At 70.0% G+C, this 14,098-nt stretch carries 17 protein-coding genes; 6 read left to right on the top strand and 11 right to left on the bottom strand.

Annotation, left to right across the window (positions count from 1 at the left end; genetic code table 11):
- Nucleotides 1-28 precede the first annotated feature (28 nt).
- The 4 genes from AB0M47_RS06290 to AB0M47_RS06275 all read left to right on the top strand — a co-directional run bounded on the left by AB0M47_RS06290 (nucleotide 29) and on the right by AB0M47_RS06275 (nucleotide 4,925).
- The gene (locus tag AB0M47_RS06290) at nucleotides 29-655 is read left to right on the top strand and encodes an NAD(P)H-dependent oxidoreductase (protein ID WP_363409271.1); all 627 of its coding nucleotides are present in this window, start codon (nucleotides 29-31) and stop codon (nucleotides 653-655) included.
- Between the two features lie 408 nt (nucleotides 656-1,063).
- Nucleotides 1,064-2,785, top strand: coding sequence for a discoidin domain-containing protein (locus AB0M47_RS06285; protein ID WP_363409268.1), 1,722 nt, complete (start codon nucleotides 1,064-1,066; stop codon nucleotides 2,783-2,785).
- On the top strand, nucleotides 2,785-3,978 hold the full coding sequence (locus AB0M47_RS06280) for an MFS transporter (protein ID WP_363409265.1): 1,194 nt from the start codon (nucleotides 2,785-2,787) through the stop codon (nucleotides 3,976-3,978). Before AB0M47_RS06285 ends, AB0M47_RS06280 begins: the two co-directional genes overlap by 1 nt.
- Nucleotides 3,975-4,925: a hypothetical protein gene (locus AB0M47_RS06275; protein ID WP_363409262.1), complete on the top strand. Its 951-nt coding sequence runs from the start codon at nucleotides 3,975-3,977 to the stop codon at nucleotides 4,923-4,925. Before AB0M47_RS06280 ends, AB0M47_RS06275 begins: the two co-directional genes overlap by 4 nt.
- Here AB0M47_RS06275 and AB0M47_RS06270 read toward each other — a convergent pair.
- From AB0M47_RS06270 to AB0M47_RS06260, 3 genes are read right to left on the bottom strand one after another with little or no spacing between them, the layout of a single operon-like run.
- Nucleotides 4,882-5,583: a TIGR03089 family protein gene (locus AB0M47_RS06270; RefSeq protein WP_363409259.1), complete on the bottom strand. Its 702-nt coding sequence runs from the start codon at nucleotides 5,581-5,583 to the stop codon at nucleotides 4,882-4,884. The two genes, AB0M47_RS06275 and AB0M47_RS06270, sit on opposite strands and share 44 nt — an antisense overlap.
- Nucleotides 5,576-6,643: an ABC transporter permease gene (locus tag AB0M47_RS06265; protein ID WP_363409256.1), complete on the bottom strand. Its 1,068-nt coding sequence runs from the start codon at nucleotides 6,641-6,643 to the stop codon at nucleotides 5,576-5,578. The genes AB0M47_RS06270 and AB0M47_RS06265 overlap by 8 nt, the downstream gene beginning before the upstream one ends.
- The gene (locus AB0M47_RS06260; protein ID WP_363409253.1) at nucleotides 6,640-7,545 is read right to left on the bottom strand and encodes an ABC transporter ATP-binding protein; all 906 of its coding nucleotides are present in this window, start codon (nucleotides 7,543-7,545) and stop codon (nucleotides 6,640-6,642) included. Before AB0M47_RS06260 ends, AB0M47_RS06265 begins: the two co-directional genes overlap by 4 nt.
- A gap of 50 nt (nucleotides 7,546-7,595) precedes the next feature.
- Here AB0M47_RS06260 and AB0M47_RS06255 point away from each other — a divergent pair, with 50 nt between their 5' ends.
- Nucleotides 7,596-8,012 carry a VOC family protein gene (locus AB0M47_RS06255; protein WP_363409250.1) on the top strand — a complete coding sequence of 139 codons (417 nt, stop codon included), beginning with the start codon at nucleotides 7,596-7,598 and terminating at the stop codon, nucleotides 8,010-8,012.
- Here the strand turns inward: AB0M47_RS06255 and AB0M47_RS06250 are convergent.
- The 4 genes from AB0M47_RS06250 to AB0M47_RS06235 all read right to left on the bottom strand — a co-directional run bounded on the left by AB0M47_RS06250 (nucleotide 7,981) and on the right by AB0M47_RS06235 (nucleotide 11,623).
- On the bottom strand, nucleotides 7,981-9,153 hold the full coding sequence (locus AB0M47_RS06250) for a metallophosphoesterase (protein ID WP_363409247.1): 1,173 nt from the start codon (nucleotides 9,151-9,153) through the stop codon (nucleotides 7,981-7,983). The two genes, AB0M47_RS06255 and AB0M47_RS06250, sit on opposite strands and share 32 nt — an antisense overlap.
- Nucleotides 9,154-9,281: 128 nt before the next feature.
- Nucleotides 9,282-9,635 carry a hypothetical protein gene (locus AB0M47_RS06245; RefSeq protein ID WP_363409244.1) on the bottom strand — a complete coding sequence of 118 codons (354 nt, stop codon included), beginning with the start codon at nucleotides 9,633-9,635 and terminating at the stop codon, nucleotides 9,282-9,284.
- Between the two features lie 111 nt (nucleotides 9,636-9,746).
- Nucleotides 9,747-10,838 (bottom strand): ionic transporter y4hA, encoded by a 1,092-nt coding sequence (locus tag AB0M47_RS06240; protein WP_363409241.1) that lies wholly within the window; start codon nucleotides 10,836-10,838, stop codon nucleotides 9,747-9,749.
- Complete coding sequence (locus AB0M47_RS06235) at nucleotides 10,823-11,623, bottom strand: TetR/AcrR family transcriptional regulator C-terminal domain-containing protein (protein ID WP_363409238.1); 801 nt, start codon at nucleotides 11,621-11,623, stop codon at nucleotides 10,823-10,825. Before AB0M47_RS06235 ends, AB0M47_RS06240 begins: the two co-directional genes overlap by 16 nt.
- 60 nt (nucleotides 11,624-11,683) lie before the next feature.
- Here AB0M47_RS06235 and AB0M47_RS06230 point away from each other — a divergent pair, with 60 nt between their 5' ends.
- Nucleotides 11,684-12,481, top strand: coding sequence for an alpha/beta hydrolase (locus tag AB0M47_RS06230; RefSeq protein WP_363409235.1), 798 nt, complete (start codon nucleotides 11,684-11,686; stop codon nucleotides 12,479-12,481).
- Nucleotides 12,482-12,498: 17 nt separating this feature from the next.
- Here AB0M47_RS06230 and AB0M47_RS06225 read toward each other — a convergent pair whose 3' ends face one another.
- From AB0M47_RS06225 to AB0M47_RS06210, 4 genes are read right to left on the bottom strand one after another with little or no spacing between them, the layout of a single operon-like run.
- Nucleotides 12,499-12,828 (bottom strand): DUF1622 domain-containing protein, encoded by a 330-nt coding sequence (locus AB0M47_RS06225; protein WP_363409232.1) that lies wholly within the window; start codon nucleotides 12,826-12,828, stop codon nucleotides 12,499-12,501.
- Between the two features lie 5 nt (nucleotides 12,829-12,833).
- Nucleotides 12,834-13,160, bottom strand: coding sequence for an SHOCT domain-containing protein (locus AB0M47_RS06220; RefSeq protein WP_363409229.1), 327 nt, complete (start codon nucleotides 13,158-13,160; stop codon nucleotides 12,834-12,836).
- Between the two features lie 52 nt (nucleotides 13,161-13,212).
- The gene (locus AB0M47_RS06215) at nucleotides 13,213-13,626 is read right to left on the bottom strand and encodes a DUF6325 family protein (protein WP_363409226.1); all 414 of its coding nucleotides are present in this window, start codon (nucleotides 13,624-13,626) and stop codon (nucleotides 13,213-13,215) included.
- 15 nt (nucleotides 13,627-13,641) lie between these two features.
- The gene (locus AB0M47_RS06210) at nucleotides 13,642-14,040 is read right to left on the bottom strand and encodes a hypothetical protein (protein WP_363409223.1); all 399 of its coding nucleotides are present in this window, start codon (nucleotides 14,038-14,040) and stop codon (nucleotides 13,642-13,644) included.
- Between the last annotated feature and the right edge of the window lie 58 nt (nucleotides 14,041-14,098).

Here is a 14,098-nt window from a genome sequence, read left to right as displayed (position 1 = left end):
CTGCGGTCCGAATCTGAGGAGGGTTTCCGTGAGCAAGCTTCTGCACATCTCCGCCTCGCCCCGGGGCGACCAGTCCGAGTCGCTCGCCCTCGGCGAGACGTTCCTGGCGACTTATCGCGAGGTGAATCCGGGGGCCGCGGTCGACACCTGGGACCTCTGGGACGGCACGCTGCCGCAGTTCGGTCCGGCCGCCGCGCACGCCAAGATGACGATCTTCGCCGGCGGTACGCCCACCGGCGCCCAGGCCGAAGCCTGGGACGCCGCCCGCGCCGCGTTCCAGCGCTTCGACGCCTACGACCGGTACCTGTTCACCGTTCCGATGTGGAACAGCGGGGTGCCGTACATCCTCAAGCAGTTCATCGACGTCGTGAGCCAGCCGGGCATGGTCTTCTCCTTCGACCCCGAGGCCGGCTACACCGGCCTGCTGCGCTGGAAGAAGGCCGCCGTGATCTACACCGGCGCGGTGTACGGCGACGACCGCGGGCGTGCCTTCGGCACCGACCACCAGCAGCCGTTCTTCCACGACTGGCTCGAGTGGGCCGGGATCACCGACATCACCGAGGTCGCCTTCCGCCCCAACCTGGCCACCGCCGACCCCACCACCGGCCGAACCCAAGCCCGCGCCACCACCACCGACCTAGCCAAAACCTTCTAACCCCACCCGGCGCCGCCCACCCCGCGGCCCGCAGCGGATCAGGGTTCTAAGTCGAATCTTGTCCCAAGATTCGACTTAGAACCCTGATCCGCCCCAAACCAACCAGCACCGCGGAGCCAGACCACCAGACTGCCCATCCAGTCGAACCATGCCAACCCAGTCCAACCCCACTAGCCCCAACCCCCCACGCCCGATACCAACCCAGGCCGGACACTGGCTGACCCACGTCGGGATCAAGCCTGACCGCCCAGAGTGGGTCAGCCAGTGTCCGGCCGCCCTTGACACGAAGACCAAACGCATCGATGATCGTGCCAACGAAACGGCTCGGCGCGGCGCAAAAAACAGCGTGACGCGCTCAGTGATGAACTGACCCGGCCGGTGATCCTCCCGTACCCCTAGGAGCCCACCGTGCCCACAAAACGACATCTCGCCGCCCTAGCCGCCGTCCTGCTCGCCTCGTCGATAGCGATAGTCGCCCAGCAGGCCGATGCCGCCGACATCTTGCTCTCCCGGAACAAGCCCGTGACCGCCTCGTCCGTCGAGTCGTCCGCGTACGCCGCACAGTTCGCGGTCGACGGGGACGCCGCCTCCCGGTGGGCCAGCGTCGAAGGTTCGGATCCGCAGTGGATCCGAGTCGATCTCGGGTCAGCCGTCCCGATCTCCCGTATCCGGCTCGTCTGGGAGGCCGCGTACGCGTCGGCGTACCGGTTGGAGGGGTCGGCCGATGCCTCCACGTGGACCACGATCAAGTCGGCGTCCGGGGAGAACGGTGGCACCGACGATCACTCCGGTCTGACCGCCACCACACGGTACGTCCGGGTGTATGGAACTCAGCGCGGCACCGCGTACGGGTATTCGCTGTTCGAGTTCGAGGTTTACGGGCCCGGTGGCCAGTCCGCCACGGACTATCAGGCCGAGGACGCCTCGTTGGCGCAGGCCGCCGTCGCCACCAACCACACCGGGTTCACCGGCACCGGTTTCGTGGATTACGTGAACGTCGCCGGTGGCTGGATACAGTGGACGATCACCGCCACCTCGGCCGGTCCCGCGACCCTCACCGTCCGGTACGCCAACGGCACCACCGCGAACCGCCCGCTCGACGTCACGGTCAACGGGGCGGCCGCCGCGACCGGTGTGGCCTTCGCCCCGACGGCGACGTGGGACACCTGGGCGACGCAGACGATTCAGGTCACCCTGGTCGCCGGGAGCAACACCGTTCGCGCGACCGCCACGGCGAGCACCGGCGGACCGAACGTCGACAGACTCACGGTCGGAGCCGCCGGAAGCCCGGGCCCGACCAGCAGCCCGAGTCCGACGGGCGGCACGGGAACCCAGTTCACCGTGGCCGCCGCCGGTGACATCGCCGAGCAGTGCACGGCGTCGACCAGCTCGTGTCAGCACCCGAAGACGGCCGCCCTGGTGACGGCGATGAACCCGGCGTTCGTCATCACCATGGGCGACAACCAGTACGACGACGCCCGGCTGTCGGACTTCCAGAACTACTTCGACAAGTCGTGGGGCGCGTTCAAGGCCAAGATGCACCCGGCGCCGGGCAACCACGAGACCTACGACCCCGCTGGGTCCATGGCCGGCTACAAGTCCTACTTCGGGAGTATCGCGTACCCGCAGGGCAAGTCGTACTACAGCTACGACTACGGCAACTGGCATTTCCTCGTGCTGGACTCGAACACGCTGACCGATTCGGCCCAGTTGACCTGGCTCCAGAACGATCTGGCCGGCACTACGAAGGGGTGCGTGGCGGCGTACTGGCATCATCCGCTGTTCAGCTCCGGTGACCATGGCAACGACCCGGTCAGCCGGCAGGCCTGGCAACTCCTGTACGCCGCCCACGCCGACCTGGTCCTCAACGGGCACGATCACCACTACGAGCGGTTCGGCCCGCAGAGCCCGACCGCGGCCGCCGATCCGAACGGGCTCGTCGAGGTGCTCGGCGGCATGGGCGGGGCGTCCCCGTACGACATCGTCAACGTGCAGCCGAACAGCCAGAAGCGGCTGTCCGGGACGTTCGGCGTGCTGAAGCTCTCGTTCACCGACACGACGTTCTCGTGGCAGCTGATCGGGACCGACGGCACGGTCAAGGACACCAGCCCGACGTACACCTGCCACTGATGTACGTAACCGTCGACCGGGATCTCCCGGCACCGGGACGGCGTGCGCTGCGCGCCGTCCCGGCCACCGTGTTCGCCCTCGGCGCGGTCAGCCTGGTCACCGATGTCTCCTCGGAGATGGTCACCGCCGTGCTGCCGCTCTATCTCGCGCTCACGCTCGGCCTCACCCCGCTGCAACTCGGCCTCGCCGACGCGCTCTCCTTCGGGGTCACGGCGGTGCTCCGGCCGATCGGCGGCCGGATCTCCGACCGGTGGCGGGCCAAACCGGTGGCCGTCTTCGGCTACGCGCTCTCGGCGGTGGCGAAGGTCGGCGTACTGCTGGCGGGGGCGGCGATCGGGCCGCTGGCCGCTGCCATCGTCGCCGACCGCACCGGGAAAGGCCTGCGTACCGCGCCTCGGGACGCGATGATCGCCGCCGCGGTGCCGGCCGGGCGGCAGGGGACGGCGTTCGGCGTACACCGGGCGATGGACACGCTGGGGGCGTTGCTCGGCCCGCTGGCCGCGCTCGCCGTCCTGGCCGCGACGGGTGGCGCGTACCGGGCGGTGTTCGGCGTGAGCTTCTGCGTCGCCGTGTTCGGCGTCGGCGTACTGCTCCTGCATGTCCGAGACAGTCCACGGCGGACCGAGGCTCCGCGTCCGATGTGGGCGATCCTGCGCGACCGGTCGCTGCGGCGAATCTGCCTGGCCGCGGCCGGGCTCGGGCTGTTCACCGTCAGCGACTTCTTCGTCTACCTCCTCCTGCAACGCTCCGGCGCGGTGCCGATCCACCTCTTCCCGCTGCTCCCGCTGGGCACGGCCGCGATCTACCTGCTGTTCGCGGTACCGCTCGGCAAGCTGGCCGACACCCGTCGCGTGCGGGTCCTGCTCGGCGGCCATCTCGCCCTGGTCGCCGCCACTGTCCTTCTTGCGGGTACGCCCAGCGCAGCGGTCGCGCTGGTCGGTGTGCTCGCCCTCCATGGGCTCTTCTACGCCGCCACCGACGGAGTGCTCATGGCGTTGGCGGCTCCACAGTTGCCCGCCGATGGGCGTACCACTGGACTGGCGATGATCCAGACGGTGCAGGCGGCCGCCCGGTTCCTCTCGTCGCTCGCGGTCGGCGCGTTGTGGACCGCGTGGGGCGAGCGGACGGCGCTGCTGGTGATGGCGGTCGGACTGATCGGCGCGATCGCGGGCGCGGCGCGGGTGCTGCGATGAGGCGGGCCTGGATCACGGCGGCCGTCGCGCTCGTCCTCACGGGCGGAGCGACCGCGTATGCCGTGAGCGTCCGGCAGCCCGCCGCCCCGACTGGGTCCACCACGTTGGCCGACGACCGGATCTACTTCCGGGACTCGGCGGGCCAGGTCGCCTCGGTACGCGCGACCGACCCGAGCGGCCCAAGGCAACCGCTCGGCTTGCGGTGCGACCGCTTCGCCGTCGCCGCGTCCAGCGCGATCTGCCTGACCGGGGATGTCGGCGCGAGCCTGCCGACGGCGACCGCGCTGATCCTCGACCGCGACCTGCACGAGACCCGGCGGATTCGGCTGGCGGGCGTGCCGAGCCGGGCGCAGGTGTCGCGCAGCGGGCGGATGCTCTCGTGGACGGTGTTCGTGACGGGTGACTCCTACCGCACGAGCGGCTTCTCCACCTGGACCGGCATCCTCGACACCCGCACCGGGTACGCCGTGATCAACATGGAGAACATCCAGCTCTATGTCGACGGCCGCCGGTACTACTCCCCCGACGTGAACTACTGGGGCGTGACGTTCGCCGCCGACGACTCGACCTTCTACGCGACCGTCTCGACGCGTGGCCGGACGTACCTGGTCCGGGGCGACTACGCGAAGTGGGAGGCGCACACCGTGACCACCGGCGTCGAGTGCCCGTCGCTGTCGCCGGACGGCACCCGGATCGTCTACAAACGACGGGACGACGCCGCGCCGGGAGCGCCGTGGCGGCTGGCGGTCCTGGAGTTGGCCGGGCTGCGGTCGGTCGACCTGGCCGAGACGCAGGGCGTGGACGACCAGGCGGTCTGGCTCGACCCCGCGACCGTGGCGTACGCCCGCAATGGCCGGATCTTCACCGTCCCCGCCGACGGCACTGGTACGCCGCGCGAGCTGATCAGTGGCGGGACGTCTCCGGTACTGCTCCGAGCACCCGGGTGATCCCCTCCGCCTCGACCCGGCTCGCCACCACGGCCGGGTCGAGATTCGCGCACAGGACGACGGACGCGCCGACGGTCATCGGGGCCAGCAGCCACTTCACCGGGTGGTCGTGCTCGGCCGCGTCGATCAGGACCCGGTCGCCGGGCTGGATGCCCATCGCCGTCGCCGTTCCCCGGGCCAGCTGTTCCCAGGCCCCGTACGTCGTGCCGTCGACGCTCGCGGCGTCGCTGCCGAGGATCTCCTGATAGGCCGGCGTCACCGCGTCGCGCTGCTCGACGAGCGCGACGAAGTCCAGGTAGCCCTCCGGCACGGGCGATCCCACGACGAACTGCCAGTTCGCCTCGGGCACATCCTCCAGGATGCTGCGTACGCGATCCGGGGCGGCGAAGACGACGTCGTAGGGACCGCCGGGATCACCGAGCCCGGCGGTCGCGTACCCGCGATAGTCCACGCTGACCCCGACCGACCAGGCGCCCAGCAGCACGGCGGCGGTCAGCCAGTGCGGTGGGAGCAGTACGCCGGCCCGGTCGCCCCGGCGCAACCGGCACTCGCCGGTGAGCAGATCCGCCGTACGCCCGGCCCAGACCCCGAGGTCGGCCGCCGACAGCGAGACCCGCTCACCGGACTTGTCGTCGTAATACGTCAGCACATCAGACATCGTCCCACTTGAAGAGCAGGGCGGCCGCGCCGGTCACCACCACGGTGAAGCCGAGCAGGATGCCGATCGCGGGCAGCGTCACCGACGGGGACTGCCCGCGGACCATCACGTCCTGCATCGAGGTGACCAGGTGCTTCAACGGCAGCAGGTTCGAGACCGTCTTCAGCCAGCCGGGCGCGGAGTCGAGCGGGAAGAAGGAGCCGGACAGGAACGCCATCGGCAGCACGACCAGGTTGGCGATGGCGCTGGCCGACTCCGGGGTCTTGGACACCGCCCCGGCGAGCAACCCGATCGAGAGGAACGCCAGCGTGCCCGCGATCATGATCGGAATGAAGGCCCACCAGTAGGACGACAGTTGTAACCCGAAGACCGGTAGCAGGGCGACGCCGATGAAGATGGCCGACTGGAGCAGCGCGATGCCGATGCTGACGCCGACCCGGGCGGTGACGATCGACGCGACCGAGACCGGCGACAGGCGCAGCCGCCGCAGGATCTTCTTCTGCCGCCAGGACACCAGCGTCAGCGCCGCGCCGAAGGTCGCGCCGCTGGCGATCGCCCAGCCCAACAGGCCCGGCGTCATGTACTGGATGGTCTTCATCGACTTGTCCTCGACCGGTTCGGCCGACAACGACAGCGCGGGCGTCGAGACCCCGGCCGCCGCCAGGTTGCCCTGCTGGACGATGCTCTCCATGATCCCGCGTACGGTGGCCGCCTTGACCTGGTCGGCCGCCGAGAAGTGCACGACGATCTTGCCGCCCTGCTGCTCGATGGCGGCGTCGGAGTCGCCGGCCCGGACCTTCTCGAGCGCGCCCGCCAGGTCGTCCGTCTTCGTGATCTTGAGAACCTGCTCCACGTCGCCGCGGGCGTCCGCCGGGATCTGGTCCAGCACCGCGACCGAGCCGACCTGGAGCACCTCGGTCTTCGACGTCCCGGTGTCCTTGAACAGCGCGCCGAAGACGATGAGGAACATCAGCGGGAAGAGGATGGTGAAGAAGGTGGCCGTCTTGTCGCGCACGAAGCCGAGCGCCATCGCCTTGGAGAGGCTGACGAAACTGGTCACGCGCGGTACTCCCGTCCGGTCAGGTTGAGGAAGACGTCTTCGAGGGTCGCGCCGCGGACGGACAGCCCGCGCAGGGCGTCGCGCTCGGCGAGCGCCGCGAGGATCGGGGCGGGCTGCCGGGTGGCGAAGGTCAGCGAGACGCCGTCGTCGTCCAGTTCGGCCCCGTTGGCCAGCGCCTGCGCCTCGGCCAGCGTGATGGTGCCGCTCTCGATGGCGATGCGGGTCGGCGCGTCCAGCTCGCGTACCAGCACCGCGGGCGGCCCCGACTGGAGGATCTGGCCGTGGTCCATGATCGCGACCCGGTCGCAGAGCGACTCGGCCTCGTCGAGGTAGTGCGTGGTCAGCACGACCGTCCGGCCCTGCTCGTTGATGCCGCGCAGGACGTCCCACAGATTGCGGCGCGCCTGCGGATCGAGGCCGGAGGTCGGCTCGTCGAGGAACACCACGTCGGGACTGTGGGCCAGCGCGCACGCGATCGACAGCCGCTGCTGCTGGCCGCCCGAGAGCTTCTCGTGCGGCAGGTTGCCCATGTCTTCGAGGCCCACGATCGCCAGCCACTCGTCGGCCTGCTTCGCCGATACGCCGTACAGCGACGCGAAGGTCCGGATCTGCTCCCGCGCGGTCAGCCGCTCGAAGAACGCGCTCGCCTGGAGCTGTACGCCGATGCGGGGCAGCAGCTTCGGGTTGCGCGGCCAGGGGCTCTCGCCGAGGACGGCGATCCGGCCGGAGTCAGGCTCCCGGAGACCCTCGATCATCTCCAGGGTGGTGGTCTTGCCAGCGCCGTTCGGGCCGAGGATGCCGAAGAACTCCCCCGACTGGACCTCGAAGGAGACCCCGTCGACGGCTTTCACCTCGCCGTACGCCTTTCGCAGGTCGCTGACCTCGATGGTGGGTGTTGACATGCGGTGCACTCTACTGACTTTGAGCAAACGTTGATCTTTACAGTGATGCGGTGCACCTTGAGCTGATCGCCCTCATCGTGGCCGAGTACGACCCGGCCATCGCCTTCTTCGTGAACGTGCTCGGATTCGACCTCGTGGAGGACGTTCCATCGACCACAAACGACGGTCGGCCGAAGCGCTGGGTCGTGGTACGCCCGCCCGGTGCGCGTACCGGGATCCTGCTCGCGCAGGCCGACGGCGAACGGCAGGCCGCCGCCGTCGGCGATCAGGTCGCCGGGCGCGTGGGGTTCTTCCTGCGCGTCGACGACTTCGACTCGGCGTACGCCCGCATGGCGGCGGCCGGCGTCGAGTTCGTGACGGTGCCGCGCGACGAGGCGTACGGGCGGATCGCGGTGTTCCTCGACATCGCCGGGAACCGCTGGGACCTCCTCGGTCCTAGCTCCCCGAACGGAGCGTCAGCAGGGTGATCTCGCTCGGCGCGAACACCCGGAACGGCGGTCCCCAGAATCCGGTGCCCCGGCTGGTGTAGAGCTGCGTACGCTCGCCGTGCCGGCTCAGCCCCGCGACGGCGGGCTGGTCGACCCGGACGAGGTAGTGGAACGGCCAGATCTGGCCGCCGTGCGTGTGCCCGGACAGCTGCAGGTCGACACCGTGCTCGACGGCGTGCCGGATCTGCTTCGGCTGGTGGGCGAGCAGCAGCACCGGCAGCGCCGGGTCGGCCCCGGTGAGGGCGGCGCCGAGGTCCTCGCCGTGGCCGGGCAGCCCCGAACCGGCGGCGGTCACGTCGTCGACGCCCGCGATCACCAGCCGGTCGCCGTTGCGCTCGACGACGACGTGGCGGTTGCGCAGCGCCTCCCAGCCCAGCTCCCGCATCCGCTCGACCCAGCCCTGGGCCTGGCTGTAGTACTCGTGGTTGCCGGTGACGTAGGTGCGGGCCAGCGCCGCGCGGATGCGGCCGAGCGGCTCGGACTGCTCCCGGCGCGCCTCGGCGGTGCCGTCGGCGATGTCGCCGGTGTGGCAGACGACGTCCGCGTCCAGCGCGTTGACCGCCTCGGTCACCCAGCTGGACCAGCGCGCCCGGTCGATCGGGCCGTAGTGCGTGTCGGTGATCAGGACGACCTTGGCCCCGTCGAACCCGGCGCCGAGCCGCGGGATCGCCACGTCGACGCGGCGCACTCGGGGCACGCGCATCGCCTCGGCGTACCCGTAGAGGAGAAGCAGGAGCGCGACGGCCGCGACCGACCCGGCGACCACCCGCGCGCCCGTCTGGCTCTCGATCCCACCGAGCGCGAGTGCCCCGCGCAGCAGCGTGCCGACCACGGACCAGGTGAACAGCACCCAGATCACGCCGAGCATGACGTCGCCGGCGCGGGCGGCCCAGTCGCGGCCGCGGCCGTGCCCGAGGAACATGAAGCCGGGGAACGCCGCGAGCGCGACGACGAAGACGACGCTGCCCAGCACCTCGACCGGGGTCGACCAGCCGGGCGCGGCGACCAGGGTCCACCACGGTACGCCGAACAGCAGGGCGAGCACGACGACCAGGGCGGACACGAAGAAGAGGGCGCGCGAGGACCGGCGGGGCTCGACGGCGGCTTCGCCTGCGGTCATGAGGGCAGCTCCTTAGCGATCAGGTCCCTCGATTGTGGCCGCCTTCGGCGCGATCGCCCACTCCGCCGTCGCCCGGTTTCCGCCGGAAGCGCGGATGGTTCGAGCCATCCGCGCTTCACCGGGGAGGCCTAGCAGCGGTTCGGGCTGCCGTTGTCCTTCAAGTGGTTGTCCCAGATCCAGCCGGACAGGTCCCGGCCCTTCACCTTGACGTGGGTCCACGTGTTGCCGTAGCTGTTCGTGATGAAGCAGTGGTAATTGAGTGCTGTCGACGTCGGGAGCGTCGTGATGGCAGAGCAGTCCTCGTACGGGCCCGTACGCAACGGCGCGGACTCTTCGGTGTACTCGTTCGCGCCCGCGGGGTCCTTGTCAGACCACGAGTGGGTGCTACAGGCGGCGGCAGCCGGCGAGCTCACGGCGAACACGACTGCCGTGACGACGGCGGGCACCACGGCCAGGGCGGCGCCGAGCTTTCTTCCGAGCATCGATCCTCCTCGTCAGTGTGGGCGATCTGCGACCACACTCACAGCTCGGAGTACATACCACCTACACGAGACATACATATCGACATGTCTGATCTTGAATCGAGGCGTGGTTCACGGTGACACGGCCAGGACCAGGTACGCCGCCAGGATGGACAGGTGCACCCCGCCCTGCAACGGCGTCGCCCGGCCGGGGATGACGGTCAACGTCCCGACGACGACCGTCAGCGCCAGCAGCACGATGTGCGTCGAGCCGAGCCCGAGCAGCAGCCGGTCGTTCAGCCAGAACGAGGCGACCGCGACCGCCGGGATGGTCAGGCCGATGCTGGCCATCGCCGAGCCGAGGGCCAGATTGAGACTGGTCTGTACGCGATCCCGCCGGGCGGCGCGTACGGCGGCGATGCTCTCGGGCAGCAGGACGAGCATGGCGATGACGACGCCGACGACCGACGCGGGCAGCCCGGCCTCGGCGACGCCGGACTCGATCGCGGGCGAGATGGACTTGGCCAGGCCGACCACCGCCACCAGGGCGACCAGCAGCAGACCCAGGCTCACCCAGGTCTGGCGGACGGTCGGCGGCTCGGCGTGGCTCTCCTCGTCGATGACCTCGCCCTTGGAGGTGATCGGGAGGAAGTAGTCGCGGTGGCGGACCGTCTGCGTGGTGACGAACAAGGCGTACAGGATGAGGGCCGAGCCCGCGGCGAAGACGAGCTGCGCGGTCGAGAACTGCGGCCCGGGAGCGCTCGTGGTGAACGTCGGCTCGACCAGGCTCAGCGTGGCCACGGTCGCGACGCTGGCCAGGGCGGCGCCGGTGCCCTCGGGGTTGAAGACCGCGACCCGCCGCCGCAGCGCCCCGACCAGGAGACACAGCCCGAAGATGCCGTTGCAGGTAATCATCACGGCGGCGAAGACGGTGTCCCGGGCCAGCGCGGCGTTCTTCTCGCCGCCCCCGATCATCAGCGAGATGATCAGCCCGACCTCGATGATCGTGACCGCGACGGCGAGGACGAGCGACCCGAACGGCTCCCCGACCCGGTGCGCGATCACCTCGGCGTGATGCACCGCGGCGAGGACGGCGCCGGCCAGCACCAGCCCGGCGAGCGCCACGGCGAACCCCGGCAGGTCCCGGTGCCACACTCCGACCAGGACGACGATCGCCACTGGCGGCATGAGCAGCGTCCAGTACTCCATCAGCCGGGTGAACATGTTTCCGAGTCTGACGGATGATCTGCGGCAATTGTGGCAGAAAGGCCGGTAAAGAGCAGGTCAAGCCCGCCCGCGAAGGCCTCCCGGGCGATCGCCTCCAGCGAATAGGGCTGGGCGTCGCGCGTACTCAGCCAGACCGACTCGGGGAACCGGGCGGCGAAGTCGGGCACCTCCGCCAGGAGGCGGGCACTGCGGGCGGACCACCACTGCTCGTCGGGCGTACCGGTGACCTCGGCGGCCTTGCGGCCCTCCGTGATCGTCTGCGCGCTGCCGCGGACGAGGTGGTAGAGCGCGGTCACCAGCGGGCGGCACCGATCGGCCGGCAGCCCGGTGGCGCGCAGGATCGTCGCCAGGTTCTCCAGCACGACCTGCTCGTTCGGCCCGAGCACCGGCCGCGCGAACGAGACCTGCACGGTCCACGGATGACGGAGATGGAACTCCAGCAGGTCGCCGGCCCAGGCCGTGATCGCGGTACGCCAGCCGCCGGCGAGGTCGTAGGCGACCGGCAGTTCCGCGTGCGCTCCGTCGTACATGACGTCGATCAGCTCGTTCTTGCCGGGGACATAGGTGTACAGCGACATCGCCGTCCGGCCGAGCCGCTCCCCCACGGCGCGCATCGACAGCCCGGTGAGGCCGTCCCGATCGGCGATCGCGGTCGCGGCTCGCACGATCTCGTCCAGGCTGATCGCCCGCTTCGGACCTGGCTGCGTACGCGCTACCGGCCGTTCCCGCCACAGCGCCGAGATCGACCAAGCCGGATCGCCCTGGCCCGCGTACACACCCACTTGCATCTCCTTACGCCGTAAACTAATCTGGAACACCTTACAGGATAAGGAGATCTTGCCATGGTCGCGTACGAGGTGCACGGAACCGGCCCGGCCGTGCTGATGCCGGTGAATCCGCAGCCCGTCGAGGGAACGCAGGCTGACGAGATGCGCGCCTGGGGCGTGAACCCGGCCAACGGCCGCGATCTCATCGCCGGGCTGACCGACGCCTACCGGGTGGTCGCGTTCGACTACGAGGGGCACCGGCTCGCGCATCCCGTACCCCTGACGCCCGATCGCCTGGCCGAGGACATCTTGGCGGTCGCCGACGCGGCCGGGGTGGAGCGGTTCGCGTACTACGGCTATTCGTGGCTCGCCCTCGCCGGCCTCCAGCTGGCCCTGCGCACCGACCGGCTCACCGCGCTGGCCATGGGCGGTTTCCCACCCCTCGACGGCCCGTACGCGTCGATGCTGGCCGTCACGAAGGCGACCCACGACCTGGCCGTCGACCCGTCCTCCCAGCCACCCTCGTCGGAGTCGGACTCGGTCTGGGACTCGGCCGAGCTGACCTTGTCGCCCGAGCAGACGGGCCAGTTCGTCGTGCTCTACGTGGCGTTGCAGTCGTTCTCCGACGCCGCCGCCTCACTGTCGGTGCCCCGGCTGTGCTTCGCGGGCTCGAAGGACATCATCGAATACGGCCCGAAGTGGGGCGGGGTGACCGTCGACATCGCCGGGCCGCTGCTGCGCCGGGGCGACGACCTCGCGGCCGCCGGTTGGGGCGTACGCGTCCTCGACGGGCTCGACCACACCGGAGCGATGCAGGCCACCAACGTCCTGCCGGTGCTGCGCCCGTGGCTCGACTCCGTCCACCTCGCCTGACGAAGCCGTCGGACGGATCAGCGGTCGTTCGATCGCTTCCAGGGCAGCCGGCCCTCGATCTCGACCTGGAGGGAGAAGCTGAGGAAGGTCCGGATCAGCACGATGATCCCGAGCACCGCCACGTTCTCCACCGTCGGCGACACCGCGACGGTCCGGATGAGGTCGGCGGCGACCAGGATCTCCAGGCCGAGCAACAGCACACCGCCGAAGGTCGCCCGCACCTTCTGGTACGCCGCCGCCCCGCCCTCGCGCCGCCAGGCGTCCACGGCCACCACGACCGACCACAGCAGACCGGCGCAGAGCACCCCGACGCCGATGTACTCGAAGATCTGGGCGACCAGCTCCATCCGGGTCAGCCCAGCAGACGGGCTTTCGCCGTGGCGAACTCCTCATCGGTCAGCGCACCGGCGGTATGCAGGTCGGCCAGCTTCTTCAGCTCCGCCGTGAGGTCGACGCCCGGTTGAGGAGCCGCCGGCATCGCGGCAGCCGCCTGTTGCTGCTGCATCTCGGCGACCGCCTGCTGGGTCGCCGCCTGGTCGGCGGCCGCCTGCGCCTTGGCGGCCTGCCGGTTCCGGATGCCCCCGGAGACGGCGGTCGCGGTTCCGGCGACGACAGCGGTTCGGGCCACTGTGCCCAGCAGCCCGGGGCGGCGGCGGACGACGGCGGGACGGAGCAGCATGGCGACCTCCGCGGACTGAGTCGGAATGAGTCGGAATGAGTCGGGATGAGCGTCAGACGGTTTCGAGAGCCTCGACGACGTCGGCCGGAATGCGTTCGGCCAGCGCGATCCGCCCGCCCGCCGCTTGGACCTCGCTGCGCAACTCGGCGGCCCAGAGGTTCTCCCACAGCAGTACGCCCGCCGTCGAACCAGGACTGAGTTCGGCCCCGATGGCCGCTAGATCGTCCTCGCCGATCAGCCCGTCGACGGCTTGGATCGTGCTGTCGAAGGCCTCGTACGCCGCCTCCCCCTCGCGCTCGGTGAGTTCGAAGGAGCCGACATTCCCCTCGGCGTCCTTGCGGACGAAGGCGACGTCGATGATCCGGATCGCACCCTGGTCGACCAGGCGGGCGATCTTCGGCGCGAGCGTACCGGGCAGGTCGTCCGGGAACTCGACGACGACGAGGTCCAGCGGTCCTCTGCTCATCTCGGTCCTTCCCGGTCAGGCGGTCGGGCGCGGCGCGACGGTCAGCGCCCAGATCACGAAGACGTCGAGCGCGATGATGACCAGCGCCCAGATCGGGTAGTACGGGAGGAAGAAGAACTGCGCGATGGCGGAGAGCACCGCGAGGCCGATGCCCACGCCGCGCGCCCAGGCCGCCCCGGTGAACAGGAAGAAACCGGTGACCGCGACCAGGGCGCCCAGGATCAGGTGGATCCAGCCCCAGGCGGTGGTGTCGATCTCGTACACATAGTTCGGCGCGACCACGTAGAACGAGTCCTTGATGATCGCGGCCAGGCCCTGGAAGAACTGCATGACGCCCAGCAGGACCATCATGCAGGCGGCGAACACCATGCCACCTTCCGACCAGGCCCGCTTGCTAGAGGACATTTCCGTCATTGGCCCACCGTACGGAAATATCTCTCGGGTCGTCGGCGGTTTCGCCAAGATCTGCCAG

The sequence above is a fragment of the Hamadaea sp. NPDC051192 genome (assembly GCF_040682475.1).
In the GTDB taxonomy this organism is placed as follows: domain Bacteria; phylum Actinomycetota; class Actinomycetes; order Mycobacteriales; family Micromonosporaceae; genus Hamadaea; species Hamadaea flava.
Note: the sequence above shows the minus strand (reverse complement) of the source record. Positions and strands in the feature narration are given on the sequence as shown.

Excerpts from the sequence above, each read along its gene's own strand:
- AB0M47_RS06280 (WP_363409265.1), top strand. The coding sequence starts at position 2,785 with ATGTACGTAACCGTCGACCGGGATCTCCCGGCACCGGGACGGCGTGCG.
- AB0M47_RS06275 (WP_363409262.1), top strand. The coding sequence starts at position 3,975 with ATGAGGCGGGCCTGGATCACGGCGGCCGTCGCGCTCGTCCTCACGGGC.
- AB0M47_RS06270 (WP_363409259.1), bottom strand. The coding sequence starts at position 5,583 with ATGTCTGATGTGCTGACGTATTACGACGACAAGTCCGGTGAGCGGGTC.
- AB0M47_RS06260 (WP_363409253.1), bottom strand. The coding sequence starts at position 7,545 with ATGTCAACACCCACCATCGAGGTCAGCGACCTGCGAAAGGCGTACGGC.
- AB0M47_RS06250 (WP_363409247.1), bottom strand. The coding sequence starts at position 9,153 with ATGACCGCAGGCGAAGCCGCCGTCGAGCCCCGCCGGTCCTCGCGCGCC.
- AB0M47_RS06245 (WP_363409244.1), bottom strand. The coding sequence starts at position 9,635 with ATGCTCGGAAGAAAGCTCGGCGCCGCCCTGGCCGTGGTGCCCGCCGTC.
- AB0M47_RS06240 (WP_363409241.1), bottom strand. The coding sequence starts at position 10,838 with ATGTTCACCCGGCTGATGGAGTACTGGACGCTGCTCATGCCGCCAGTG.
- AB0M47_RS06230 (WP_363409235.1), top strand. The coding sequence starts at position 11,684 with ATGGTCGCGTACGAGGTGCACGGAACCGGCCCGGCCGTGCTGATGCCG.
- AB0M47_RS06225 (WP_363409232.1), bottom strand. The coding sequence starts at position 12,828 with ATGGAGCTGGTCGCCCAGATCTTCGAGTACATCGGCGTCGGGGTGCTC.
- AB0M47_RS06220 (WP_363409229.1), bottom strand. The coding sequence starts at position 13,160 with ATGCTGCTCCGTCCCGCCGTCGTCCGCCGCCGCCCCGGGCTGCTGGGC.
- AB0M47_RS06215 (WP_363409226.1), bottom strand. The coding sequence starts at position 13,626 with ATGAGCAGAGGACCGCTGGACCTCGTCGTCGTCGAGTTCCCGGACGAC.
- AB0M47_RS06210 (WP_363409223.1), bottom strand. The coding sequence starts at position 14,040 with ATGACGGAAATGTCCTCTAGCAAGCGGGCCTGGTCGGAAGGTGGCATG.